We start from the raw sequence: 14222 nt of genomic DNA on the forward strand, positions 1-14222 counted from the left end.
AGATGTATACTTCATTAAAGGAGATGATTGAAATGAACAATATGAACCAAATGATGAAGCAAGTGAAAAAAATGCAGGAACAAATGCTGAAAGCCCAAGAGGAGCTTGGTGGGAAAGTAATCGAAGGTTCTTCTGGTGGCGGTGTGGTAACTGTAGAGGTAAGTGGACATAAAAAAGTGTTGTCCATCACAATCAAACCGGAAGCTGTAGATCCTGATGATGTAGAAATGCTGCAAGACCTCGTACTCACTGCAGTCAATGATGCTTTGTCCAAAGCGGATGAACTGGCTAATGATGATATGGGTAAATTTACAGGTGGTATGAAAATTCCGGGCTTGTTCTAGTCTACTCATAAAGGAGAAACGCGCTATTGCATTATCCCGAGCCGATTGCAAAGCTGATTGATGCTTTTACGCGCCTGCCGGGAGTAGGCCCAAAAACAGCTGCCCGGTTGGCTTTTCACGTACTGAAAATGAAGGAAGATGATGTGATTGATTTCGCCAAAGCGCTGGTCAATGTAAAACGAAATCTTCACTTTTGTTCAGTCTGCGGCAATATTACGGACACGGACCCTTGTCGGATCTGTCAGGATAAGACGAGGGATGCTTCCGTCATTTGTGTTGTTCAGGATGCCAAGGATTTGGTGGCTATGGAGCGTACCAAGGAGTTTGATGGTTTGTACCATGTGCTTCACGGGGCAATATCTCCGATGGAGGGGATTGGTCCTGAGGATATCAAACTCAAGGAGTTGCTGACCAGGCTCAGTGATGAACGCGTCAAGGAGTTGATTCTGGCTACGAATCCGAACATTGAAGGAGAGGCCACGGCTATGTACATTTCACGGCTAGTGCGTCCTTTTGAAATCAAGGTTACTCGTATTGCTCACGGTTTGCCTGTGGGCGGGGATTTGGAGTATGCTGACGAGGTCACCCTGTCCAAAGCGCTAGAAGGCCGCAGAGAGCTCAATTAGTAGGTGTAGTTATACGTTATAAGTTCTGAGTCTAAAATGTCCTTGGGACATCCTTGATTTGCTTAGGGAGCCGTTACGGCTCCTTTTTTATTTGCATGAATAGATGGCTTTATAGTCGTTTCTGGTTCTAAGTTTGTCCTTTGTTCAATAAGTATGAATAAGGTGGTCTTGCAGACTGTACACATAATTCAGCTTGTGAGGAGGATGAATGAATGTGGGAACGGATGAAGCAAAATTTCCGTCGTCAGGAGAATGGGAAGACAGAAGCGGAGTATCGCCAGGAATTGTTTGCTCAGATTCGAGCTTCGCATGCGGAATGGTTAAGAGCACATCGTTTATTTCATGAAGCTACGGGTAAGGATGAAATCGACTACGCCATTTTTGTTCTGGAAGCTGCGGAGCGTAAATATCAAATACATTTAAAAAGCGCAAAGCAGCAAGGGCTACATCGTTTTCACCTGCCAGCAGATGAACCGGGGTATGCCAATGATGCTGACCGGGTTCACAAACGGAGAGCGGAATGAGAGGGGTAGTCTGGCTTGTCTTGATTGCCTGTGCCGGATTACTGATGTACCTAATCCTCAAAAAACGTCTGAGGATCGGTTGGTTTGTAGTATTCGGAGCGCATATGGCTCTGGCAGCTATTGCACTGTATGTTATCAATTATTCAGGGTGGATTACACAGGTGTACATTCCGATTAACCCAGTGACGATGGGAGCAGTAACGATATTAGGCTTGCCAGGAATTGCGCTTTTACTGGGATTGAAAATAATATTGTTCGGACAGGCTGTCTGAAAAACATTATTGTAGCAGTTGTTAGGGAAGGGGAGTGTGCAAAAAAAGATGGGTTTTGGTTAGTCTAATGCGGTATTGTTTTATTTTATAAATTATAGTTGACGACGAATTCTGAAATGTGATACATTAATTCTCGGCCTTTAAAGCCCGGGAATTTTTTGTGTGAGCAATGCTTAAATAGAATTGAAAAATAATTTTAAAAAAGTGTTGACTTAAATCCCGGCCGTATGTTATATTAATTAAGTCGCCGCTGAGATGCGGTGATGAAGCAAAGTAAGATATTATGAAGGTTTGATCTTTGAAAACTGAACAACGAGTGAGTAAATTGATTTTGTTCGCAAAGTCAAACAATGAGATATTTTATCTCGTCAGTTTCAAAATGAGCTAATCGCTCTTTCTATAACCAGCTTCGGTTGGTCTTTAATGGAGAGTTTGATCCTGGCTCAGGACGAACGCTGGCGGCGTGCCTAATACATGCAAGTCGAGCGGGGTTAATTAGAAGCTTGCTTCTAATTAACCTAGCGGCGGACGGGTGAGTAACACGTAGGCAACCTGCCCACAAGACAGGGATAACTACCGGAAACGGTAGCTAATACCCGATACATCCTTTTCCTGCATGGGAGAAGGAGGAAAGGCGGAGCAATCTGTCACTTGTGGATGGGCCTGCGGCGCATTAGCTAGTTGGTGGGGTAAAGGCCTACCAAGGCGACGATGCGTAGCCGACCTGAGAGGGTGATCGGCCACACTGGGACTGAGACACGGCCCAGACTCCTACGGGAGGCAGCAGTAGGGAATCTTCCGCAATGGGCGAAAGCCTGACGGAGCAACGCCGCGTGAGTGATGAAGGTTTTCGGATCGTAAAGCTCTGTTGCCAGGGAAGAACGTCTTGTAGAGTAACTGCTACAAGAGTGACGGTACCTGAGAAGAAAGCCCCGGCTAACTACGTGCCAGCAGCCGCGGTAATACGTAGGGGGCAAGCGTTGTCCGGAATTATTGGGCGTAAAGCGCGCGCAGGCGGCTCTTTAAGTCTGGTGTTTAATCCCGAGGCTCAACTTCGGGTCGCACTGGAAACTGGGGAGCTTGAGTGCAGAAGAGGAGAGTGGAATTCCACGTGTAGCGGTGAAATGCGTAGAGATGTGGAGGAACACCAGTGGCGAAGGCGACTCTCTGGGCTGTAACTGACGCTGAGGCGCGAAAGCGTGGGGAGCAAACAGGATTAGATACCCTGGTAGTCCACGCCGTAAACGATGAATGCTAGGTGTTAGGGGTTTCGATACCCTTGGTGCCGAAGTTAACACATTAAGCATTCCGCCTGGGGAGTACGGTCGCAAGACTGAAACTCAAAGGAATTGACGGGGACCCGCACAAGCAGTGGAGTATGTGGTTTAATTCGAAGCAACGCGAAGAACCTTACCAGGTCTTGACATCCCTCTGACCGGTCTAGAGATAGACCTTTCCTTCGGGACAGAGGAGACAGGTGGTGCATGGTTGTCGTCAGCTCGTGTCGTGAGATGTTGGGTTAAGTCCCGCAACGAGCGCAACCCTTATGCTTAGTTGCCAGCAGGTCAAGCTGGGCACTCTAAGCAGACTGCCGGTGACAAACCGGAGGAAGGTGGGGATGACGTCAAATCATCATGCCCCTTATGACCTGGGCTACACACGTACTACAATGGCCGGTACAACGGGAAGCGAAGCCGCGAGGTGGAGCCAATCCTAGAAAAGCCGGTCTCAGTTCGGATTGTAGGCTGCAACTCGCCTACATGAAGTCGGAATTGCTAGTAATCGCGGATCAGCATGCCGCGGTGAATACGTTCCCGGGTCTTGTACACACCGCCCGTCACACCACGAGAGTTTACAACACCCGAAGTCGGTGAGGTAACCGCAAGGAGCCAGCCGCCGAAGGTGGGGTAGATGATTGGGGTGAAGTCGTAACAAGGTAGCCGTATCGGAAGGTGCGGCTGGATCACCTCCTTTCTATGGAGAATCGTTTCCTGCAATGGAAACATTCAAATATGAAGCGTAAGCTTCAAAACTCAGGTTTAGGCCTGTTACTCACTCGTTGCTCAGTTTTGAGAGTTCAAACTCTCAAGCGTTTGGTGGCGATAGCGGAGGGGTTCCACACGTACCCATCCCGAACACGACCGTTAAGCCCTCCAGCGCCGATGGTACTTGGACCGCAGGGTCCTGGGAGAGTAGGACGCCGCCAAGCGCAACCACTAAAGAATAATTTTTTTGGTGGTTTATTATGGGCCCTTAGCTCAGCTGGTTAGAGCGCACCCCTGATAAGGGTGAGGTCGGTGGTTCGAGTCCACTAGGGCCCACCATATAATTTTATATTTCCTTTTGGGGCCATAGCTCAGCTGGGAGAGCGCCTGCCTTGCAAGCAGGAGGTCAGCGGTTCGATCCCGCTTGGCTCCACCAAAAGATTTATCATTGCACCTTGAAAACTGGATACCGAAACGAAATTGCGTTTTAGAATATTCCTTTAAGCTGATCTTGTGTAAACAAGTGAAATAAAGGTAGCAGATATCGACATTTTCTTTTTATGAAAGAAAAGTCTAGGTTAAGCTACAAAGAGCACACGGAGGATGCCTAGGCGCCAGGAGCCGACGAAGGACGTGGCGAACAACGATAAAGCCTCGGGGAGCTGTAAGCAAGCTTTGATCCGGGGATGTCCGAATGGGGAAACCCGGCTGTCTTCATCGACAGTCACTACTCACTGAATTCATAGGTGAGTGAGAGGCAGACCAGGGGAACTGAAACATCTAAGTACCCTGAGGAAGAGAAAACAATAGTGATTCCGTCAGTAGCGGCGAGCGAACGCGGATTAGCCCAAACCAAGGAGCTTGCTCCTTGGGGTTGTGGGACGTCTCACATGGAGTTACAAAGGAACCGGTTAGATGAAGAGGTCTGGAAAGGCCCGCCAGAGAAGGTAAAAGCCCTGTAGTTCAAAACTTGTTCCCTCCGAGACGGATCCCGAGTAGTGCGGGGCACGTGAAACCCCGTATGAATCCGGCAGGACCATCTGCCAAGGCTAAATACTCCCTGGCGACCGATAGTGAAGCAGTACCGTGAGGGAAAGGTGAAAAGCACCCCGGAAGGGGAGTGAAATAGATCCTGAAACCGTGTGCTTACAAGAAGTCAGAGCCCGATCTATGGGTGATGGCGTGCCTTTTGTAGAATGAACCGGCGAGTTACGTTCCCGTGCAAGGTTAAGGTGAAGAGCTGAAGCCGCAGCGAAAGCGAGTCTGAATAGGGCAAATGAGTACGTGGACGTAGACCCGAAACCGGGTGATCTACCCCTGTCCAGGGTGAAGGTGCGGTAACACGCACTGGAGGCCCGAACCCACGCATGTTGAAAAATGCGGGGATGAGGTGGGGGTAGCGGAGAAATTCCAATCGAACCCGGAGATAGCTGGTTCTCCCCGAAATAGCTTTAGGGCTAGCCTCGGAAAAAAGAATCGTGGAGGTAGAGCACTGATTGGGTGCGGGGCCCGCAAGGGTTACCAAGCTCAGTCAAACTCCGAATGCCATAGATTTAGTTCCGGGAGTCAGACAGTGAGTGCTAAGATCCATTGTCGAAAGGGAAACAGCCCAGACCATCAGCTAAGGTCCCCAAGTGTGTGTTAAGTGGGAAAGGATGTGGAGTTGCACAGACAACCAGGATGTTGGCTTAGAAGCAGCCACCATTGAAAGAGTGCGTAATAGCTCACTGGTCGAGTGACTCTGCGCCGAAAATGTAACGGGGCTAAACACACCACCGAAGCTATGGCTTGATGCTTGCATCAGGGGTAGGGGAGCGTTGAATGCGGGTTGAAGGTGTACCGGAAGGAGCGCTGGACTGCATTCAAGTGAGAATGCCGGTATGAGTAACGAAAAGATCTGTGAGAATCAGATCCGCCGAAAGCCTAAGGGTTCCTGAGGAAGGTTCGTCCGCTCAGGGTAAGTCGGGACCTAAGGCGAGGCCGATAGGCGTAGTCGAAGGACAACAGGTCGAAATTCCTGTACCACCGTAATCCGTGATGAGCGATGGGGTGACGCAGTAGGGTAGTGACGCGGACTGATGGATGTCCGTCTAAGCAGTGAGGCTGATGTGTAGGCAAATCCGCACATCGTAAGGCTGGGCTGTGATGGGGAGCGAAAATTATAGTAGCGAAGGTCATGATCTCAGACTGCCAAGAAAAGCCTCTAGCCAGGAGAAGGTGCCCGTACCGCAAACCGACACAGGTAGGCGAGAAGAGAATTCTAAGGCGCGCGGAAGAACTCTCGTTAAGGAACTCGGCAAAATGACCCCGTAACTTCGGGAGAAGGGGTGCCTCGGTAGGGTGAATAGCCCGAGGGGGCCGCAGTGAAAAGGCCCAAGCGACTGTTTAGCAAAAACACAGGTCTGTGCGAAGCCGCAAGGCGAAGTATACGGGCTGACGCCTGCCCGGTGCTGGAAGGTTAAGGGGAGTGGTAAGCCTTCGGGCGAAGCTATGAACCGAAGCCCCAGTAAACGGCGGCCGTAACTATAACGGTCCTAAGGTAGCGAAATTCCTTGTCAGGTAAATTCTGACCCGCACGAATGGCGTAACGACTTGGGCGCTGTCTCAACGAGAGATCCGGTGAAATTTTAATACCTGTGAAGATGCAGGTTACCCGCGACAAGACGGAAAGACCCCATGGAGCTTTACTGCAGCTTGATATTGAATTTGGGTACGATCTGTACAGGATAGGTGGGAGCCGTTGAACCTTGAGCGCCAGCTTGAGGGGAGGCATCCTTGGGATACCACCCTGATCGTATCTAGGTTCTAACTTGGTACCGTGATCCGGTACGAGGACAGTGTCAGGTGGGCAGTTTGACTGGGGCGGTCGCCTCCTAAAGAGTAACGGAGGCGCCCCAAGGTTCCCTCAGAATGGTTGGAAATCATTCGAAGAGTGCAAAGGCAGAAGGGAGCTTGACTGCGAGACCTACAAGTCGAGCAGGGACGAAAGTCGGGCTTAGTGATCCGGTGGTACCGCATGGAAGGGCCATCGCTCAACGGATAAAAGCTACCCTGGGGATAACAGGCTTATCTCCCCCAAGAGTCCACATCGACGGGGAGGTTTGGCACCTCGATGTCGGCTCATCGCATCCTGGGGCTGAAGTAGGTCCCAAGGGTTGGGCTGTTCGCCCATTAAAGCGGTACGCGAGCTGGGTTCAGAACGTCGTGAGACAGTTCGGTCCCTATCTGTCGTGGGCGTAGGAAATTTGAGAGGAGCTGTCCTTAGTACGAGAGGACCGGGATGGACGTACCGCTGGTGTACCAGTTGTTCCGCCAGGAGCACCGCTGGGTAGCTATGTACGGAAGGGATAAGCGCTGAAAGCATCTAAGCGTGAAGCCCCCCTCAAGATGAGATTTCCCAATTAGTAAGACCCCTTGAAGACGACGAGGTAGATAGGTTGGGGGTGGAAGTGCAGTAATGCATGGAGCTGACCAATACTAATCGGTCGAGGGCTTATCCTAAGATAAGACGCAATGAAGTTTCGGATCCAGTTTTCAAGGTGTAACCTTGGAATTACGCTTGGTATTCAATATCATTTTATTGGTAATCTGAATATCTTGTAGAATTTCACTAAGCGAGTCCGTTTATATGGAGAGATACCCAAGTGGCTATAAGGGGACCCTCTGCTAAGGGGTTAGACTGCGTAAGTGGTGCGAGGGTTCGAATCCCTCTCTCTCCGCCATTTAGGACAAGCTAGTAAATTATGTTATGGCGGTGTAGCTCAGCTGGCTAGAGCGTACGGTTCATACCCGTGAGGTCGGGGGTTCGATCCCCTCCACCGCTACCATACATACCCAGGAGGCTTAGCTCAGCTGGGAGAGCATCTGCCTTACAAGCAGAGGGTCGGGGGTTCGATCCCCTCAGCCTCCACCATTGTGCCGGTGTAGCTCAACTGGTAGAGCAACTGACTTGTAATCAGTAGGTTGGGGGTTCAAGTCCTCTCGCCGGCACCATTTTTGAAAAATATAGGGAACTGTGGTGTAGAGGCCTAACATGCCTGCCTGTCACGCAGGAGATCGCGGGTTCGAATCCCGTCAGTTCCGCCATTTTTCAGTTTAATATTTTCACCGTACTAAAGTGGGAAGGGGTATCCCTCCGCACTTTATTTTTTTGTCAATGGATATGGCTCGGTAGCTCAGTCGGTAGAGCAGAGGACTGAAAATCCTCGTGTCGGCGGTTCGATTCCGTCCCGAGCCACCTTTATATGGAGGATTAGCGAAGTGGCCAAACGCATCAGACTGTAAATCTGCTCCCTTACGGGTTCGGTGGTTCGAATCCATCATCCTCCACCAGTTTTACGAGCCATTAGCTCAGTTGGTAGAGCACCTGACTTTTAATCAGGGTGTCGAAGGTTCGAGTCCTTCATGGCTCATCAGAAGTCATCAACTATAAGTTGATGGCTTTTTTTGTATTGTTATAAGTTATGTTTTTATATAGCTTTTTATTTTAAGGTATCGACGGGTTATAATGAGTTCATTATGTTCGCTTAGTGTTTAATCTATATTCTAAAAAAAGTGAAGTGGTGATCGCGTGACTTTGGATACAGAATGGATTCAGCAACAGCTTCAGAATATAATTCAAGCGCCTTTTACCATAGTGCCTTGGTGCCCAGAAATGATGGCAGAAGGAGAAACAGCCGATTCAGTTATACCGGATAGATCGTTTGTTAGTGAGAATAAATTATATTTTCCGTTTCGTGCATCGGCAGGTGAACTGGCTGCTTTTGCGGTAGAGGACAGATATTTGACGGATCGAGAACGGAAGTTGATAGAAGTGTTACTGGGGAACATGGAACAAGTCTGGCAGAATGGTTCACGCTTGTCGATCAACCCAGCCTATAGCGAGGAAGAGCGGATGAATCGTTTTGGACAATGGCTCATACAGCAGGCTGCCGACCTAAACAGTGAGGAAGAAGTTCCCACTGAATTGGAGCTTCGTGATTCGTTATCAGCGTGTATGGTGCCTTTTTTACTGAATGGCGAGGGAACACAGGATGGGGCTATCACCTATACGCAGCTTCATCGATTGTTAGCGAGCTATTTTGGAGGGGAAGTGCTGCTTACTCCATTAGACGAACAATCTTGGCTGATTCTCGCAAAAAAGGAGCTGTTATTAGGAGCCGACGATGAACGGGATAAAGATCCTGAGACTAGAGAGGCAGATTTTGCGGAACCGCTGGAGGAGGTACTTACGGCTTTTAGCTTGGGGTTATATGAGCTTATCGCGAATGAATGGGTCGGTGTATTCCATTTGGCGATTTCCAAGCCTTCGGTCCCTTTGCAAAGTTTCCCCCACGAGCTGAATTTATTATGGGAGACGATCCATCTTGGCAAGCTTTTTCATGTAACAGAGCACATCCACCTTTCATGGGAGCTTCATTTGGAGAGACTGTTAAATCGGATTCCCAAGGAGCAGCGTGTACTATTTTTGGAGCAGGTAATGAAGTCATCTGTCATACTGGAAGACTCAGAAACGATGGCTACATTAGATATCTTTTTTCAACTGGATTGTAATGTGAGTGAGACAGCCAAGCGTCTGTATGTTCACCGTAATACGTTGATTTACCGTTTGGACAAGATTAAACAGGAGACCGGATTGGACGTGCGGACGTTTAATGATGCAGTTTTGGTCAAACTATATCTGCTATTGTACAAAGTGACAAAAAGGAAATAGCATTTTTGTGCAGTTTGCGAATAGCCAGGGTTTAGGTACTAGGGTAAGATACAAGTAGAAAATGTATTCGATTTCAAAACTTGACCTTGGGGAGGCAAAAGCTATGGCTGGCGTACGTTTAGAGCATATTTTCAAGAAATATCCGGGTGCAGAAAAAGCTACGGTTGTTGATGTCAATTTGGACATTCAAGATAAAGAATTTCTCGTATTGGTTGGTCCTTCCGGTTGTGGGAAGTCTACTACACTTCGTATGATTGCTGGTCTGGAGGAAATTTCAGACGGTAAATTATACATTGGTGATCGTGTTGTGAACGATGTGGCTCCAAAAGACCGCGATATCGCGATGGTATTCCAATCCTATGCCTTGTATCCGCATATGAATGTATACCAAAACATGGCTTTTGGTCTGAAGCTCCGCAAGGTTAAAAAGGAAGAAATTGATAAACGCGTACGTGAAGCAGCTAAAATCCTTGATATTGAGCATCTGTTGGATCGCAAGCCGAAAGCGTTATCAGGCGGTCAGCGTCAGCGTGTTGCCTTGGGACGTGCGATTGTGCGTGACCCACAAGTCTTCTTGATGGATGAGCCACTGTCCAACTTGGATGCCAAGTTGCGTGGTCAAATGCGTGCGGAAATCACGAAGTTGGCTAAGCGTCTGGAAACGACCGTTATCTATGTAACACATGACCAGGTTGAAGCCATGACGATGGGTGATCGGATTGTAGTTATGAAGGATGGTATCATTCAACAAGCTGCATCCCCGGATGAACTGTACAACCGTCCAGTGAATCTGTTCGTTGCTGGTTTTATCGGCTCTCCTACAATGAACTTTATCTCAGGTAAGCTGGTTGAAAAAGAAGGTGCATTGCATTTCACAGCACCAGGTCTGGATCTGTTTGTACCTGAAGGTAAGGGACAGATTTTGAAAGCGAAAGGCTACATTGGCAAAGAAGTGATCTTGGGCATTCGACCTGAGGATATTCATGAAGAGCCTGTATTCTTGGAGGCTTCTCCGAACACGATCTTTACATCCACTGTGGATGTAACGGAAAATCTCGGTCATGAAATGCTGTTGTACCTGAGCGGTGCTGGAAACGATACGATTATTGCCCGTGTAGACGGACGTTCCAATACTCGTGATGGTGTCAAAGCGAAGTTGGCTGTTGATATGAACAAAGTTCATATTTTTGATAAGGAATCGGAATTGAGCATTCTGGTTGGCGAATAAGATCAGCCTCTGGAAGAGAGTCGCAGTTTTCCCAAGCGGAGAACTGCGACTCTTTTGTATATCATATCCGCTACTAGCTTCGGCATTGCATTCAATGGAAAATTCCGATACGATGGGTGTACAATGGTGCAGGTCTAGATTTAGACAAGGCTCGTTGGCAGGAGTTCCAGATTGGGGCCTCCAACTGTCAGGATAGGGATAGCCTGGAATCCTATTGTTAAATCAAGTGAAGTGTAGACTCATTCAGGATAGACTGCGTGGGGTTGTATGGTTAATAGAATAATGCTACATAAATCAAATGGCGTATAGAATCCGGTTTTTGCAGATGAGGAGAGAATACAATGGCTAAACAGGTAAAGGTATCCGAGCTTGTACAGCAATTCCAAATGGAGGTTATTTCCGGTGAAAAGGGTCTGCGCAGACTGATCACCGTGGACGATTTGAATCGCCCAGGCCTGGAGATGGCCGGGTATTTTGAATATCATACACAGGAGCGGGTACAGCTTTTGGGAAGGTCTGAGCTGGCCTTTCTGGGTATGCTGCCTCCTGAGGAGCGACGGGATCGAATGGAGCGTTTGTGTACAGAGCTGACTCCATGTATTATCATCACACGTGGCCTGGAGGTACCGGCCGAGCTAGTGGAGGCAAGTACAGAGCGAGATATTCCTGTACTGCGAACTAATATGGCGACGACGATTTTATCGAGCCGTATCACAGGTTTTCTGGAAAGAAAGCTGGCACCTACGGCAACTATTCATGGCGTATTATGTGACGTGTATGGCGTGGGAATGCTTATTACAGGCAGTAGTGGAATTGGTAAGAGTGAAACAGCACTGGAACTTGTCAAACGTGGGCATCGCTTGGTAGCAGATGATGCGGTAGAAATCCGGCAAACGTCCGATTTTCAGTTGCATGGAACAGCACCTGAACTCATTCGTCACCTGCTTGAAATTCGAGGCGTAGGCATTATTAATGTGATGACACTGTTTGGTGCTGGTGCAGTTCGTAATAATAAGCGAATTACACTGGTTGTCCGCCTGGAGGCATGGCAACAGGACAAGCAGTATGACCGTCTCGGTCTCGATGAAGAAACTACACGTATTATTGATACAGATGTTCCACTCGTTACGATTCCAGTTCGTCCAGGCCGAAATCTGGCTGTTATTATCGAGGTAGCGGCGATGAACTATCGTTTGAAACAAATGGGCGTTAATGCAGCCCTGCAATTTACAAACAAGCTGACTGCCACGATTTCTGAAGATATGGAAGAGATGGATTAAGGTTCGTTCGGTTGCAAGGAAGGACAAGGAGTGAGAGAAACATATGTCAACGGCAACATTACTGCTGAATCCGATTGCTTTTTCGATCGGGGCAATCAAGGTCCATTGGTATGGGCTTATTTTGGGGCTGGCGGCGCTTGTGGGTTTATATCTCGCCATCCGTGAGGGAAAAAGATTCGGTATTCCGCAGGAATTCTTTATGGATATGCTGCTTCTGGGTGTTCCATCGGCCATTATTGGAGCGCGTATTTATTATGTAGCCTTCAAATGGGAAGACTACCGGGATAATCTATGGGATATCTTTAAAATTTGGAATGGCGGTATCGCGATATATGGTGCCTTGATTGGTGCCATTATATGTGCGGTTATTTATTTCCGTTATAAAGGGTATAACTTCTGGCGTGTTGCTGATATTTGTGCGCCGGGTCTATTAATCGGTCAAGCGATTGGACGCTGGGGTAATTTTGTCAATCAAGAGGCTTACGGTGGACCAACGGAAGAGACTTTTTTGCGCAGTCAGCTGCATCTACCGGATTTCATTGTGAATCAGATGAACGTTAACGGGGTGTTTCACCACCCTACGTTCCTGTACGAATCACTGTGGAGTATTGTAGGCGTGATTTTGCTGCTTGTGATTCGCCGGATGAAATTTGTACGTGCGGGTGAAATGTTTGCATTTTACTTCATTTGGTACTCTATTGGTCGCTTTTTCATCGAGCGGGTGCGGACGGACAGCTTGGCCTTTCAGGGACCGGACTGGCTGGCTTCCTTTGTGAATGCTCTGTGGTCCCCTATGGTGTGGCTAGGTTTTGAACCAGGATACTTGGACCCGAGTTACGGTAACGTACGGATTTCACAGTTGCTTGCTATTTTCATCATTGTAGCTGCCGTGATTTTCATCTTGGTTCGTCGTCGGAAGGGCTCAGCCGTTGCAAAATATAGCGACCCGATTGTCTCCAGCAAGACGGGGATTGATCAAGTACCTGATGTGACACCAGAGCAGGTGTCCCGTCCTGGGCAGGATACAGTTTCTCCAACGGCCGCGACAGATAAGCTATCTAAGGAAGACACGGATGAGGACAAGAAGGAGCATCTATGATAAATACGATTTTGTTTGATTTAGACGGTACCATTATGGATACGAATGAGTTGATTATCAGCACATTTCTACACATTTTGAAACATCCAGATGCTGATCCGCTGACGCGGGAACACATTATTCCTCATATGGGAGGAACGTTGGACGATCAGCTCCGTACTTTTACGGGATTAACGGATGTATCTGAGCTGGTTAAAGACTACCGTGCCTACAATCAAATTCATCATGATCAAATGGTAAAGCCATTTCCATATGTTATTGAGGTTATTCAGGAGCTACGTGCACGAGGAATTAAGTTGGGGGTTGTGACAACTAAAATACGACCATCCACGATACGTGTACTTAACCTGTTTAATCTGACTTCCTCTATGGATTATATTGTGACGGTAGACGATGTGGAGCATCCGAAACCTCACGCGGAGCCAGTGCTCAAGGCTTTGGCAGGTTTGAATGCTAAAGCGGAACATACGTTGATGGTTGGAGACAGTTCCTTTGATATTTTGTCAGCTCAGGCGGCAGGTGTGAAATCTGCGGGAGTGGCCTGGTCGCTCAAGGGTGAGGAAACTCTGCGCGGATATGGACCAGACTACATGCTATATGATATGAGGGATTTGCTGAAGCTGGAACTTCAAGGTGTCAATGTATCGTGAGAAAGGTGAACCGCTATCCTGTAGAAGGTCCCAATGCGTTGTGGCAAATTTATCGGACGGTGAGCCCTTGGAAAGGCGTTAAGAACTTCATTTTTATACAGATTGCCCGGTATTGTCCTGTGCTTTCTCTGAAAAATGTTATCTACCGCAGAATGCTGGGGATGAAGGTTGGGCAACATGCAGCCTTCGGTCTGATGGTGATGGTGGATGTTTTTTTTCCAGAGCATATTATAATCGGGAACAATTCGGTCATTGGATATAACACGACCATACTGGCTCATGAATACCTTATACAGGAGTATCGCATCGGTAAAGTGGTGATCGGGGATCGTGTGCTGATCGGCGCAAACACAACCATTTTGCCGGGTGTTACCATCGGTGACGGGGCTGTGGTAGCGGCCGGAGCGGTTGTGCATAAAGATGTACCGGCAGGTGCATTTGTAGGCGGTAATCCGTTGCGTGATTTAAGACGCTCTGGTGTGGATGAGTAGTCAATAGTAT

Annotated in this window: 10 protein-coding genes, 10 tRNA genes and 3 rRNA genes; all 23 read left to right on the plus strand. The window is 48.2% G+C overall.

The features are described from left to right. Positions 1-32 precede the first annotated feature (32 nt). The 23 genes from MKX36_RS00710 (at position 33) to MKX36_RS00820 (ending at position 14212) form a co-directional block, all read left to right on the plus strand. Positions 33-344, plus strand: coding sequence for a YbaB/EbfC family nucleoid-associated protein (locus MKX36_RS00710; RefSeq protein ID WP_013368784.1), 312 nt, complete (start codon positions 33-35; stop codon positions 342-344). 26 nt (positions 345-370) lie between these two features. Then, a complete protein-coding gene (recR, locus tag MKX36_RS00715; RefSeq protein WP_016818580.1) occupies positions 371-970 on the plus strand; it encodes a recombination mediator RecR in 600 nt (199 codons plus the stop codon). Positions 971-1182: 212 nt separating this feature from the next. After that, the gene (locus MKX36_RS00720; protein WP_016818581.1) at positions 1183-1494 is read left to right on the plus strand and encodes a DUF2508 family protein; all 312 of its coding nucleotides are present in this window, start codon (positions 1183-1185) and stop codon (positions 1492-1494) included. Then, complete coding sequence (locus MKX36_RS00725) at positions 1491-1766, plus strand: pro-sigmaK processing inhibitor BofA family protein (RefSeq protein WP_025363687.1); 276 nt, start codon at positions 1491-1493, stop codon at positions 1764-1766. Before MKX36_RS00720 ends, MKX36_RS00725 begins: the two co-directional genes overlap by 4 nt. 420 nt (positions 1767-2186) lie before the next feature. Next, positions 2187-3740, plus strand: a 16S ribosomal RNA gene (locus tag MKX36_RS00730). Positions 3741-3858: 118 nt separating this feature from the next. After that, positions 3859-3975 (plus strand): 5S ribosomal RNA (gene rrf, locus MKX36_RS00735). Between the two features lie 38 nt (positions 3976-4013). Continuing rightward, a tRNA-Ile gene (locus MKX36_RS00740) sits at positions 4014-4090 on the plus strand. A gap of 21 nt (positions 4091-4111) precedes the next feature. After that, positions 4112-4187 (plus strand) — tRNA-Ala (locus MKX36_RS00745). 140 nt (positions 4188-4327) lie between these two features. After that, positions 4328-7252 (plus strand): 23S ribosomal RNA (locus MKX36_RS00750). Together the 16S, 23S and 5S rRNA genes with 10 tRNA genes alongside form the textbook arrangement of a ribosomal RNA operon. Positions 7253-7381: 129 nt before the next feature. Further along, positions 7382-7473, plus strand: a tRNA-Ser gene (locus MKX36_RS00755). Between the two features lie 28 nt (positions 7474-7501). Beyond that, a tRNA-Met gene (locus tag MKX36_RS00760) sits at positions 7502-7578 on the plus strand. A gap of 10 nt (positions 7579-7588) precedes the next feature. Further along, a tRNA-Val gene (locus MKX36_RS00765) sits at positions 7589-7664 on the plus strand. 4 nt (positions 7665-7668) lie between these two features. Beyond that, positions 7669-7744 (plus strand) — tRNA-Thr (locus tag MKX36_RS00770). Positions 7745-7760: 16 nt separating this feature from the next. Beyond that, a tRNA-Asp gene (locus tag MKX36_RS00775) sits at positions 7761-7837 on the plus strand. Positions 7838-7915: 78 nt separating this feature from the next. Then, positions 7916-7988, plus strand: a tRNA-Phe gene (locus tag MKX36_RS00780). A gap of 9 nt (positions 7989-7997) precedes the next feature. Beyond that, positions 7998-8083: transfer RNA gene (locus MKX36_RS00785), tRNA-Tyr, on the plus strand. Between the two features lie 7 nt (positions 8084-8090). After that, a tRNA-Lys gene (locus MKX36_RS00790) sits at positions 8091-8163 on the plus strand. 158 nt (positions 8164-8321) lie between these two features. Then, positions 8322-9464 carry a PucR family transcriptional regulator gene (locus tag MKX36_RS00795; RefSeq protein ID WP_340864041.1) on the plus strand — a complete coding sequence of 381 codons (1143 nt, stop codon included), beginning with the start codon at positions 8322-8324 and terminating at the stop codon, positions 9462-9464. Between the two features lie 103 nt (positions 9465-9567). Further along, on the plus strand, positions 9568-10692 hold the full coding sequence (locus MKX36_RS00800; RefSeq protein WP_019685783.1) for an ABC transporter ATP-binding protein: 1125 nt from the start codon (positions 9568-9570) through the stop codon (positions 10690-10692). Between the two features lie 341 nt (positions 10693-11033). Beyond that, complete coding sequence (gene hprK / locus MKX36_RS00805) at positions 11034-11972, plus strand: HPr(Ser) kinase/phosphatase (protein WP_016820103.1); 939 nt, start codon at positions 11034-11036, stop codon at positions 11970-11972. A gap of 43 nt (positions 11973-12015) precedes the next feature. Further along, positions 12016-13071, plus strand: a complete 1056-nt coding sequence (lgt, locus tag MKX36_RS00810) for a prolipoprotein diacylglyceryl transferase (protein WP_340864042.1) — start codon at positions 12016-12018, stop codon at positions 13069-13071. Beyond that, the gene (gene ppaX / locus MKX36_RS00815) at positions 13068-13721 is read left to right on the plus strand and encodes a pyrophosphatase PpaX (RefSeq protein ID WP_290410246.1); all 654 of its coding nucleotides are present in this window, start codon (positions 13068-13070) and stop codon (positions 13719-13721) included. The genes lgt and ppaX overlap by 4 nt, the downstream gene beginning before the upstream one ends. Next, complete coding sequence (locus MKX36_RS00820; protein ID WP_025363689.1) at positions 13718-14212, plus strand: acyltransferase; 495 nt, start codon at positions 13718-13720, stop codon at positions 14210-14212. The genes ppaX and MKX36_RS00820 overlap by 4 nt, the downstream gene beginning before the upstream one ends. Positions 14213-14222 lie beyond the last annotated feature (10 nt).

This window comes from Paenibacillus sp. FSL W8-0439, from assembly GCF_038008995.1.
GTDB lineage: Bacteria > Bacillota > Bacilli > Paenibacillales > Paenibacillaceae > Paenibacillus > Paenibacillus polymyxa.

Bases quoted from the DNA above. Each gene is read 5' to 3' on its own strand.
- MKX36_RS00710 (WP_013368784.1), top strand. From the start codon at position 33: ATGAACAATATGAACCAAATGATGAAGCAAGTGAAAAAAATGCAGGAA.
- MKX36_RS00720 (WP_016818581.1), top strand. From the start codon at position 1,183: ATGTGGGAACGGATGAAGCAAAATTTCCGTCGTCAGGAGAATGGGAAG.
- MKX36_RS00725 (WP_025363687.1), top strand. From the start codon at position 1,491: ATGAGAGGGGTAGTCTGGCTTGTCTTGATTGCCTGTGCCGGATTACTG.
- MKX36_RS00800 (WP_019685783.1), top strand. From the start codon at position 9,568: ATGGCTGGCGTACGTTTAGAGCATATTTTCAAGAAATATCCGGGTGCA.
- hprK (WP_016820103.1), top strand. From the start codon at position 11,034: ATGGCTAAACAGGTAAAGGTATCCGAGCTTGTACAGCAATTCCAAATG.
- lgt (WP_340864042.1), top strand. From the start codon at position 12,016: ATGTCAACGGCAACATTACTGCTGAATCCGATTGCTTTTTCGATCGGG.
- ppaX (WP_290410246.1), top strand. From the start codon at position 13,068: ATGATAAATACGATTTTGTTTGATTTAGACGGTACCATTATGGATACG.